Origin of the sequence: Streptomyces sp. NPDC005566, assembly GCF_040605575.1 — a bacterium.
Taxonomy (GTDB): Bacteria; Actinomycetota; Actinomycetes; order Streptomycetales; family Streptomycetaceae; genus Streptomyces.
The window spans coordinates 106252-116796 of the sequence record NZ_JBEXDB010000022.1; the positions used below are offsets into that span (position 1 = coordinate 106252).

The window sequence follows — 10545 nt, forward strand, 5'->3', positions numbered from 1 at the left end:
TTACGTGGGAAGGGGTGGAGGGTCACGCGAGGGGGCGCGACGCGGCGTCGAAGGCGAGCACCGCGCGGGCCAGGCCGCGGGCCCGACGGTCGAGCAGGCGCTCGCCGTGTGCGGCGTCGGCGCCGGACGCGTCATCGGTGGCGCCGCCCACCCGCTCCCACTCGCCGTGCCGCTCCACGGTCAGACCGGGGTAGGGCGGCTTGTCGAACAGCGGCGGCGGCTCGACCGGCGCGTGGCGGGCGCGCTCGGCCCGTACGAGCTCCGGCCGCGCGGCGAGCATCAACGACGTCTCGAACCAGCCGGCGTGCCCGGGCATCCGCGCGGCGTGCTTCTCGTCCTGCGCGTCTGCATCCGCTTCGGGCTCGCCGGTGTCGGTGAGCGTCCAGTACGAGCAGGCCGCCGCTGTCACGTCGGCGCGCAGCGCGAACCGCTTGACCGCGAGCCGCATGATCTCGTCGTTGCCGCCGTGTCCGTTGACGACGAGCACCCGCCGGTAACCGCAGGCGGCCAGCGAGTCGAGGAGCTCGTCGAGGACCAGGCCGAGCACCGGCGCGGACAGGGTCAGCGCCGCCGCGAACAGATGGTGCGGGCTGTGGCCGTACGGCAGCGTCGGCAGCCTCACGAGATCCGGCACGTCCACGCCGGTGGCGGCCCGCTCGTCGAGCAGGGCCAGGGCGCGGGAGACCACGGCGTCGGCGAGCATCGTGTCCGTGCCCATCGGCAAATGCTCGGCGTGCTGCTCCTGCGAACCGATCGGCAGGACGGCGATCGCGTCGGGAGCCGCCGCCCGCGTCTCGCGCCAGGTGGCCTCGGTCAGATTCCGGTGGGTCATGCCGCTGTCTCCCCGGTTCGAGGGCATGACAGAGTCGGCGCATGGCGCATGAACGTAATCCTTTGCGGTTGGTGCCCGATCCGCGGCCGGACGAGCCGGCCGGGCGGGACGTCGGTGTGCTGGGCGCCGTCGAGGTGCTGCCCGGACTGGTACGCGCCGCGCTGCTCACCCGTGGCGGAGCAGTACGCGAGCGGGTGCAGGCCCGCTTCGACGCACGCAGCGCCGACCCGGCCGTCGTCGACGCGGCCCTGCGGGAGGCGGCGGCGGTGTTCGCGGGGCAGTCCCTGCTCGGCGTCGGCGTGGCCGCGGCCGGTGTGGTGGATCCCGCGGCGGGCCTGATCATCGAGGCGAACGACGCCCCGGCGCTGCGCGGCTACCCGCTGGCCGACCGGCTCGCGGCGCTGGCGGGCGCGCCGGTGCGGATCGAGCACCGGGCACGCGTACAGGTGCTCGGCGACCGCTGGTTCGGCGCCGGGCGTGGCCGCCGCTCGTTCGCCTCCGTCGCGACGGGTGAGGTCCTGGGCGTCGGCATCCTCTACGCGGGGGAGGTGCTCGCCCCGGCCGGCGGGCGCAGCGGCGCCCATATGACGGTCACCGCGAGCGGCGAGGTCTGCACCTGCGGACGGCGCGGCTGCTGGAAGACCGTGGCGACGACCCGCTGGCTGCGCGAGCGCGCCGCCGAGCACGGTCTCGCTCCCGAGGCCGCCACGCTGGCGGCCCTGACGGCGTCCGCCGCCCCGGCCGCCGGTGATCTCGTCGCCCGGTACGCGGAGAACCTGGTGCTCGGCCTCGCCACCGTCCAGCAGCTCTTCGCGTGCGGCTTGTTCGTGCTGCACGGTGAGGCCCTCGACGGTGGTGAACCGTTCCGGGCGATGATCGAGTCCCGGCTGCGCGCCGATGCCCTCGGTGGTGGCGAGGCTCCCACCGTGGTTCTCGGGGAGGCCGCGGACACCGGCGCACTGCTCGGGGCGGCGGGCCTGGTCCTGTCGGGGGTCTAGGCCGGGATTCATGCCGGGAGGCCCCGCAGGATCCGGCGGCCGGGGCCGGGGACCGGCACGGCGTCCAGGAGCCGCCGGGTGTACGCGTCCTCGGGGGCGGTGAACACCTGGTCGGCGGTGCCTGACTCGACGATGCGGCCCTGCCGCATCACGGCCACCCGGTCGGCGATCTGACGGACGACGGCCAGGTTGTGCGAGATGAAGAAGTAGGTCAGGCCGAGGCGGCTCTGGAGTTCGGCGAGCAGGTCGAGGACGCGGGCCTGCACGGACACGTCGAGTGCGCTCGTCGGCTCGTCGAGCACGACCAGGCGTGGCTCCAGGGCCAGTGCCCGCGCGATGGAGATGCGCTGGCGCTGCCCGCCGGAGAACTCGTGCGGATACCGGTCCAGGATGCTCGCGTCCAGACCGACGGAGTCGAGGAGTTCGCCGGCCCGGTCGCGGACCTTGGCCCTGCCGCGCCGCCCGCGCGCCCATTCCTCGTGGGTGACGAGCGGCTCCCCGACGATGTCGGCGATCCGCAGCCGCGGATTCATGCTGGAGTACGGGTCCTGGAGCACGACCTGCATCTGCCGGCGCAGCGGCCGCAGCGCGGCTCCGTCCAGAGCCAGCAGGTCCGTGCCGTCGAACCGCACGCTGCCCGCGGTGGGTTCGAGCAGCCGGAGCAGCAGCCGGGTCAGCGTCGTCTTGCCGCAGCCCGACTCGCCGACCAGGGCGAAGGTCTCGCCCTCCCGGACGGTGAGGGAGACGTCGTCGACGGCGACGCTCGGAGGGCGGCCGGGGAACTCCTTGCGCAGGCCGTCGATCTCCAGCAGCGGGTTCGTGGTCATGCGACGGGCTCCAGTCGGGGAGTGGCGGCCAGCAGATCGCGTGTGTACGAGGCGGTGGGGCGCGTGAAGACCTGGTCCACGTCGCCCGTCTCGACGATCTCGCCGTGCCGCATGACGACGACACGGTCGGCGGTCTCGGCGACGACGCCCAGGTCGTGGGTGATCAGCAGGACGGCCATGCCGTGGCGTTGCTGGAGCCGTACGAGCAGCTCCAGGATCTGCCGCTGCACGGTCACGTCGAGCGCGGTGGTGGGCTCGTCGGCGATGAGGACGCTGGGCCGTGCCACGAGCGCGGAGGCGATCATGACGCGCTGGCGCAGGCCCCCGGACAGTTCGTGCGGGTACTGGCGGTAGCGCCGTTCAGGGTCGGGGATGCCGACCTCGTCCAGAGCGGTCAGCGCCTCCCTGCGGGCTTCGGCGCGGGTGTGGTCGCCGTGCAGCCGCAGTACCTCGGCGACCTGGTCGCCCACCCGCTGCAACGGGTCGAGGCTGGTCATCGGGTCCTGGAAGACCATGGATATCCGGGAGCCGCGAACCTTGCGCAACTCCTTCTCGCGCAGGGTGAGTACGTCCTTCCCGTCGAGCAGCACCTGGCCGCCCGCGTACACGCACGGGGGTTCGGGGTTCAGGCGCAGCGCGGACAGGGCGGTGGCCGACTTGCCGCTGCCGGACTCGCCCACGACGGCGAGGGTCTCGCCGGCGGTCACCGAGAGGTTCACCCCGCGTACCGCGTGCACGGTCGAGGAGGCGAGAGTGAAGTCGACACGTAGGTCCCGGAATTCGAGGACGGGCGCGGACGGTGTGGTCTGTGCGGAGTCGGTCATCGGCGGTACGCCTTCGGGTCCGCGACGTCGCGCAGCGCGTCGCCCAGGATGTTGATGGACAGCGAGGTGAGCATGAGCGCGATGCCGGGAAGGACGGCGATCCACCAGGACGTGCCGAGGTAGAGCTGTCCGTCGGCGAGCATGCCGCCCCAGGTCACCGTCTCCTTCGGAACACCGAGGCCCAGGTAGCTCAGCGACGCCTCGGCGACGATGGCCGCCGCGACGTGCAGGGTGCCGATGGTGGCCAGGGGTGCCATGACGTTGGGCAGCAGGTGCCGCCGCATGATCGCCAGGTCGCCGACGCCGATCGCGCGGGCCTCGGTGATGAAGTCGCGGGTGCGCAGCGACAGCACTTCGGAACGCACCACGCGGGCGTACGACACCCAGCCGGTGATCCCGATCACGAGGATCACGTAACCGAGGCCCGAGCCGACGAAGCCGACGACGGCGAGCGCCAGCAGGATCGCCGGGAAGGCGAGTTGGACGTCGGCGACGCGCATCACGATCCGGTCGGTCCAGCCTCCGAGGTAGCCGGAGGCGAGGCCCGCGACGGTGCCGATGACACCGGCGAGAAGGGCGGCGCCGGCGCCGACGAGCAGGGAGACCCGGGTGCCGTAGATGATGCGTGAGAGCAGGTCGCGGCCGAGCTGGTCGGTGCCCAGCAGGTGGTCCGTGCTGCCGCCGGACTGCCAGGCGGGGGGCTGGAGCCGGGCGAGGAGGTTCTGGGCGCCCGGGTCGGCGGGAGCGATCAGGGGTGCGCACAGCGCGCACACGACGATCAGCAGGAGGAAGAGCAGCGCGATCGCGGCGAGCCGGTTGCGCAGCAGCGAGCGCAGGACGGACGGCTGGGTCGCGGCGGGGGCGGCAACGGTGGCCGCGGGGGCGGTGGTGGTCATCGGGAGTTCCTCACCCTCGGGTCGAGGAGGCCGTAGGACAGGTCCACGAGCAGGTTCACCACGACGAACGTGGCGGCGAACAGCAGCACGGTGCCCTGTACCAGGGGGAAGTCGCGGTTGGCGATGGCCTGCACGGTCAGCTGGCCGACGCCCGGCCAGGAGAAGACCTGCTCGGTGAGGATCGCGCCGCCGAGCAGGCTGCCGACCTCCAGGCCGACGACCGTCACCACGGGCAGCGACGCGTTGCGCAGGCCGTGCCGCAGCACGGTGCGCACCGGGCCGAGGCCCCGGGCGCGGGCCGTGCGGATGTGGTCGGAGCCGAGCACGTCGATGAGCGAGGAGCGCAGCAGTCGGGCGACGACGGCGACCGAGTAGACGGCAAGGGTGATCGACGGCAGGACGAGGTGGGCGAAGGTGCCGTACCCGGAGGCAGGCAGGGCGTGCAGACCGACCGCGAACACGAGGATGAGCAGGATGCCCACCCAGAAGGCGGGTGTCGACTGGCCGATCAGAACAGCGGTGATGACACCGCGGTCGGCGGCCTTTCCGCGGCGCATCGCCGCGATCGTGCCGGCGGGCAGCGCGATCACCAGCGTCACCACGAGGGCGCCCGCCGCGAGCAGCAGGGTCGCCGGGATGCGGTCGGCGAGGACCGCGCGGACCGGCTGGTCGTAGAAGAGGGAGTTGCCGAAGTCGAAGCGCGGCAGGCCCCACAGGTAGTCGAGATACTGCGTGACGAGCGGCCTGTCCAGGCCCAGGCTGTGCCGGAGCACGCTCTCCTGCTGGGCGGTGGCGTCCGGCGGCAGCATCACCTTCACCGGGTCGCCGGACAGCCGGACCAGGAAGAACGCGACGGTGGCGGTGCACAGCAGGACCAGCAGCGCGGTGCCGAGTCGGGCAGCGGCAGGGCGCAACACCGCCCAGGCCCGGCTGTGTCCCGGGACGGACGCGGCGGGTCCGGCAGGGGTGGTGGGCGCGGTCAGGGTCTGGCTCATCACACGGCCACCTTCGCGCTCGCCATGTCCAGTACCCCGGCGGCGCCGGGCGTCCAGCTCGGCCGGGTGTTGTGCACGTAGATGTTGTCGATCTGGTAAAGGGGCACGAACGGCGCCTCGTCCTTGATCAGTTGCTGCAGGTCGAAGAAGGCGCGGCGGCGCACGGCCGGATCCACGGACAGTTCCTCGCGGTCCACGAGCAGGTCGGCGCGCTTGTGGTGCCAGCGGCTCTGCCGGCGGTCGCTGCGCACGTTCGACTGGAGCATGCTCTCGCCGTCCATGGTCCAGACGGTGGACGCGGCCAGGTAGATCGGGCCGAGCGCGCCGTGGTTGGTGGAGGTCAGGCGCTGGGAGTACGTGCCCGGGTCGAGCAGGTTCACCCTGGCGCGGATGCCCGCGCGGGCCAGCAGGCCCGAGATGGCCTCGGCGACGTTCGCGTCCAGGTTGGAGGCGGTGATCGCGGTGCTGATGCCGTCGGGATGCCCGGCCTCGGCCAGCAGTGCGCGGGCCTTGGCCAGGGAGCGCTCGAAGGGCTTCACGGACTCGTCGAAGCCGAACGCCCCGCGCGGGATCATCGCCGGGACCTCGGTGGCGTTGCCACCGAGCACCGCTTTGATGAGCAGGGGTACGTCGACGGCGTGGTTGAGCGCCTGGCGCACGCGCCGGTCGCGCAGCGGTCCTTCGCTGAGGGTGTCGAGCGACAGGTAGGAGGTGCGGATGCCGGTGTGGTGGTCGATCTTCACGCCTGGGTATCCGGCCAACTGCTGCGCGGCGTCCGGGGTCATGCCCGCCACGATGTCGACGCCGCCGCTCTGCAGGGCGGCCAGCGCGGACGAGGAGTTGGGGGCGGGTACGAAGACCAGTTCATCGACGTGCGGGCGGCCCTGCCAGTGCTTGTCGTAGGCGGCGAGGCGCAGTTCGTGGTCGCGCTGCCAACGCCGGAACGTGAACGGTCCCGTGCCCACCGGGTGCGCGGCGAAGCCCTCGTCGCCGACCTCGGCCAGGTAGCGCGGGGGCACCACGACGCCGCCGAACAAGGACAGCTTCGCGGGCAGGATCGGGTCGTGCACCGAGGTGCGCACGTCCACGGTGTACCGGTCGACCACGCTGACGTCCACGACGTAACGCAGCTCCACGATGGGCGACTTCGTCGCGGGGGCGAGCAGACGCCGGATGCTGAACCGGACGGCCTCGGCGTCGCACGGTTCACCGTTGTGGAAGGTGATGCCGCGCCGCAGCGCGAACCGCCACACCGTCGGCTCGACGGCTTTCCAGGACAAGGCGATCCGCGGCTGGAGGGTGTTGTCGCGGGCCCTCGTGGTGAGTGTGTCGAAGATGTTGATCAGAGCGTTCATCGACGTCATGTCACCCTGTTTGTGCGGGTCCATCGTCTTCGGGTCCCCGGTCTGGGAGACCCGCAGCACGTTGCCCGCGGAGGCCGCCGAGGGTGCGCCGCACCCGCTCAACAGGGCCGGGACCGCAAGGGCGGGCACCGCGAGACCACTCAGGCGCAGCGCCGAACGGCGGGAGCAGCCGACGTGCGGGCCGCCTCCCCCTTCACGTATTCGTTCCATTGGGCAACACACTCGTTCCGGTGAATGGAATGCAGTTCGGGTAAGGTAGGCCACATGGGGAAACCGGTCAACAGTCGTTCGCACACGCAGACCTCCGCAGCAGCGGCTACCGCCGCCTCCGACGGCCCGGGACCGAGCCCCTCGTCGCTCTCGCCCGGACCGGTGGACAAGGCCATGGAGGTTCTGGCGGCCCTCGCCCGGTCCGGGGCGCCGCACCGTCTCGCAGACCTCGCCCGTCGCACAGGACTCGCGAAACCCACCGTGCACCGCCTGCTGCGCGCCTTCGCCGCGACGGGGTACGCCGAACCCGACACGGGCGGCAGCTACCGTCCGGGGCCACGGCTCCTCGGACTCGCCGCGAGCCTCCTCGCCGACGACGCCGCGATGCGCCGGGTCGGCCCGGTCCTCGATGAACTCCGCACCCGTACGGGCCTGTTCGCCTCCTACGTGGTGCGCGACGACCGTACGGTGATCCACCTGGACGTCCGTTCACCCGTCCAGGGACTCGGGCTCGACCTGGGCCCCGGCTTCCGCGAGCCGGTGACCGCGGGCGCGGCAGGCCTCGCCCTGCTCGCCGCCCTGCCGGCCGAGGAGAGGGAGTCCCTGTCGGCAGGCCCGGACGGAGTACCCGCCGATGACGCGGCCCTGGCCGCCGCGGCCCGCGACGGCTACGCATACGACGGCACCGATGCCTGGCTCGACCGGCGCGCACTCGCCGCCCCGGTACGCGACGCGACGGGCCGCGCGGTGGGCGCCCTCGTGCTGACCGGCCTGGCCTTCACCCTCGACGACGCGGCCGCCCAGCTGTACGGGCCGATGGTGCGCTCCGCCGCAGCCGCCGTGTCGGCGAGCCTGGCCGCACAGCCCGGCGTGCGGCTCGGACCGGCCGCGGTCCCGGGGCGCCCCACGAACGGGACGGGCGCAGGCGGCACGCGGAGTACGGGCGGAGCCGCAGGGGAGGGGGAGAAGCGATGAATGCCGAGTTCCGGCAGACGGCTTCGATCGTCGGCGGCCGCAGGGCGGCCACGGGTGCGAGCGCCACCGGGCCCGACACGACCGGCTCCGCGCACCACGCCGCCGTCCGCCGCCGGATGCTGGAGGACGGCCGGGCGCGCGGCCTCTACTCGGGCGCCGCCTGGTCGCTCGGCGACACGGCAGGCCCGTACGGCCGAGGATGGACCGGCACCCGCGCACTCGACGGGCCGGCTCTGGACGGCCATGACCTCTGGGACCTCGCGTCCGTGACCAAGCCGATCGTCGGCCTGGTCGTCATGGCTCTCGTCGACCGCGGCGTCCTCGGCCTCGACGACACCGTGGGACACCACCTCGCCCGCTACGCCGGCAGTCCGCACGCCGCCCGTACGGTCGCCCAACTCCTCGACCACACCTCGGGGCTGCCCGGCGGCGTCCCCCTCTACCGTGACCACCCCACCCGCGAGTCCCTGCTCAGGGCCCTCGGCACGCTGCCGCGCACCGCCGAGCCCGGCAGTCATGTCACCTACTCCTCCCAGGGGTTCATGCTGCTCGGCCTCATCGCCGAGCAGGCCACGGGCCGGAGCCTGGACCGGTTGACGGCCGACCTCGTCAGCGCTCCCCTGGGCCTGACCGACACCGGCTTCCGGCCGGAAGTCGCCGACCACCCACGCGCGGTGGCCACCGAAGCCTGCCCCTGGCGCGGCCGGACCGTCGTCGGTGAGGTGCACGACGAGAACGCCGTCGTACTCGGCGGCGTCGCCGGGCACGCGGGCCTCTTCTCCACCCTCGCGGACATGGAACGCCTCGCCCTCTGCCTGCTCGGCGGCGGCACACCGCTTCTGGAGACGGACACCCTCGCCCTGATGACGGCCCCCCGCACGGACCACCTCAACCTGCGCCGCTCACTGGCCTGGCAGGGGCAGGATCCGGCCGGTTCGCCGGTGGGCGACACCTTCGGGCCGGCCTCGTACGGCCACACGGGCTTCACCGGCACGAGCCTGTGGCTCGACCCGGCGGCCGGCCGCTACGCGATCCTGCTCACGAACCGCGTCCACCCCCGCCGCGAGGAGCGCGGGTTCGCGGCGCTGCGGCGGGACTTCCACACGATCGGCGGATGACCGGGGACCGCTGGCGGTCCGGGGCGCCTCGCCTCTGAACGGCCCTGGGCCCTGCGGATTTTGATGCCCGTCAAACAGCGTGGCGCGCCGGTTGTCGGAATGGGCACTATGCGTTCGAAAGTCAGTCGGAATGTGGGGCAAGTGAAGGGAGAGCACGTGTCCAGGACCGTCTTCACCGTCCCCACCGCCGGCTGCGTCACCGAGAGCCGAGGACAGCTCCACGGCTCGCCGACCACGCCCGCTCGCGCCGACTTCATCCCGCAAGGCCACTACGTGGACCTGTACTTCCAAGCCATCGAGGACACGCGTTACCACCACGCCATCAAGATCTGGGGAGGGCGCATGCGCGATCACGGCTACCCCTTCTCCGCGCAGGCGCGTGCACAGGCAGCGGCCGCCCATGAGTCCGGCAGTGGAACGGCCGCCGCGGAGCAGGAGATCGCCTTCGCGGTCACGGACGCGCAGTGTGCCGGCACTGCCGGGCTCACCCGGACCGTCCAGGGGCTCCTGCGCGGCTACGCCAAAGGTCTGCCGGCCGCCCAGGCGAAGGAGCTGGAGGAGCCGGCTGCCCTGCGCACCGAAGCTGTCCGGCGGGCGGAGGATCTGGTCAACTGAGGTGCTGTCATGCAGCCGGCACGCCGCGCATCCGCTGAAGCACGTCGGTCGCGACCCGCCTCGGTCGCGAACCGCCTTGGGGGGACCACTTGCTCCGGATCCACTTCACCGACGCCGACCTCGCCAGAGTCACGGTCGCGACCAGGCCTGATCCTCTGTGGGAGATCACAGGCAGTCTCCATCGTCTGCAGACCCGCAACGGACGCTGGGCCTACGCCGACTGGCTTCGGGACTTCGGCCCCCGCATCCACGAGGCCGGTCTGTACCGGGCCTTACGCACCGTACTGCTGCCGCTGTTCGTGCGGGCGGCGTACTTCCCGGACTTCCTCACTCCTGCGGCAGGGGCGGCCGGGCTGGCCCCAGGGCTGAAGGCCGTCCTGGACGCGCCCGCGAAGCATGTCGAGGGTGAGCTCGACCTGCTGACCCGGACAGTGATCAGCACACCGCCCGAGCTGCGCCGGTTCGCGGAGCGCGACCAGCGGGAGGATCTGGTCCATCTGCTGCGCGACTACCACGACGCTGTGATAGCACCACACAGCGACCGGATCCTTGCAGGCGTCACAACGGACCGGCTCATGCGCAGCCGTGCACTTCTGTCCGGGGGCGTTGCCGGGCTGTTGAACAGCCTGACACCCAGGATGCGATGGCGGCCGCCGGTCCTGGAGGTGGACTACCCGGCTGAGGACCGCCACTTCCACCTCGACGGCCGTGGCCTGACCCTCGTGCCCTCCTACTTCTGCTGGAACTATCCGGTCGCCCTGGCAGATCCCTCGCTTCCCCCGGTGCTGATCTACGCGTTGAACCACGAGCCGAGCTCGACGATCAGCCGGCACTGCGAGGAAAACCTTCCTCTGGCGGCCTTGATCGGCAGCACCCGTGCCGTACTCCTGC

Annotated in this window: 11 protein-coding genes; 5 read left to right on the forward strand and 6 right to left on the reverse strand. The window is 72.3% G+C overall.

Annotated elements, in window-relative coordinates; translation table 11 throughout:
* Positions 1–22: 22 nt before the first annotated feature.
* Positions 23–832 carry a creatininase family protein gene (locus tag ABZS61_RS29635; protein WP_356427847.1) on the reverse strand — a complete coding sequence of 270 codons (810 nt, stop codon included), beginning with the start codon at positions 830–832 and terminating at the stop codon, positions 23–25.
* A gap of 41 nt (positions 833–873) precedes the next feature.
* Here ABZS61_RS29635 and ABZS61_RS29640 point away from each other — a divergent pair, with 41 nt between their 5' ends.
* Positions 874–1830 carry an ROK family protein gene (locus ABZS61_RS29640; RefSeq protein ID WP_356427850.1) on the forward strand — a complete coding sequence of 319 codons (957 nt, stop codon included), beginning with the start codon at positions 874–876 and terminating at the stop codon, positions 1828–1830.
* Between the two features lie 8 nt (positions 1831–1838).
* Here ABZS61_RS29640 and ABZS61_RS29645 read toward each other — a convergent pair whose 3' ends face one another.
* Genes ABZS61_RS29645 through ABZS61_RS29665 form a run of 5 tightly spaced genes read right to left on the reverse strand, consistent with a single transcriptional unit; the run spans position 1839 to position 6946 of the window.
* Positions 1839–2657: an ATP-binding cassette domain-containing protein gene (locus ABZS61_RS29645; RefSeq protein ID WP_356427853.1), complete on the reverse strand. Its 819-nt coding sequence runs from the start codon at positions 2655–2657 to the stop codon at positions 1839–1841.
* The gene (locus tag ABZS61_RS29650) at positions 2654–3481 is read right to left on the reverse strand and encodes an ABC transporter ATP-binding protein (RefSeq protein ID WP_356427856.1); all 828 of its coding nucleotides are present in this window, start codon (positions 3479–3481) and stop codon (positions 2654–2656) included. The genes ABZS61_RS29645 and ABZS61_RS29650 overlap by 4 nt, the downstream gene beginning before the upstream one ends.
* Entirely contained in the window at positions 3478–4377 is a 900-nt protein-coding gene (locus tag ABZS61_RS29655) for an ABC transporter permease (RefSeq protein WP_356427859.1), read from the reverse strand. Before ABZS61_RS29655 ends, ABZS61_RS29650 begins: the two co-directional genes overlap by 4 nt.
* On the reverse strand, positions 4374–5372 hold the full coding sequence (locus ABZS61_RS29660; RefSeq protein WP_356427862.1) for an ABC transporter permease: 999 nt from the start codon (positions 5370–5372) through the stop codon (positions 4374–4376). The genes ABZS61_RS29655 and ABZS61_RS29660 overlap by 4 nt, the downstream gene beginning before the upstream one ends.
* Entirely contained in the window at positions 5372–6946 is a 1575-nt protein-coding gene (locus ABZS61_RS29665) for an ABC transporter substrate-binding protein (protein ID WP_356427865.1), read from the reverse strand. The genes ABZS61_RS29660 and ABZS61_RS29665 overlap by 1 nt, the downstream gene beginning before the upstream one ends.
* A gap of 54 nt (positions 6947–7000) precedes the next feature.
* On the opposite strand from ABZS61_RS29665, the gene ABZS61_RS29670 reads away from it, so the two are divergent.
* The 4 genes from ABZS61_RS29670 to ABZS61_RS29685 form a co-directional block, all read left to right on the forward strand.
* Positions 7001–7921, forward strand: coding sequence for a helix-turn-helix domain-containing protein (locus ABZS61_RS29670; RefSeq protein WP_356427869.1), 921 nt, complete (start codon positions 7001–7003; stop codon positions 7919–7921).
* A 116-nt stretch (positions 7922–8037) separates the two neighbouring features.
* Positions 8038–9039 (forward strand): serine hydrolase domain-containing protein, encoded by a 1002-nt coding sequence (locus ABZS61_RS29675; RefSeq protein WP_356427905.1) that lies wholly within the window; start codon positions 8038–8040, stop codon positions 9037–9039.
* A 156-nt stretch (positions 9040–9195) separates the two neighbouring features.
* Positions 9196–9654, forward strand: coding sequence for a hypothetical protein (locus tag ABZS61_RS29680; protein ID WP_356427872.1), 459 nt, complete (start codon positions 9196–9198; stop codon positions 9652–9654).
* 89 nt (positions 9655–9743) lie between these two features.
* A partial coding sequence (locus ABZS61_RS29685; RefSeq protein ID WP_356427875.1) for an ArsR family transcriptional regulator occupies positions 9744–10545 on the forward strand: 802 nt, incomplete at its 3' end.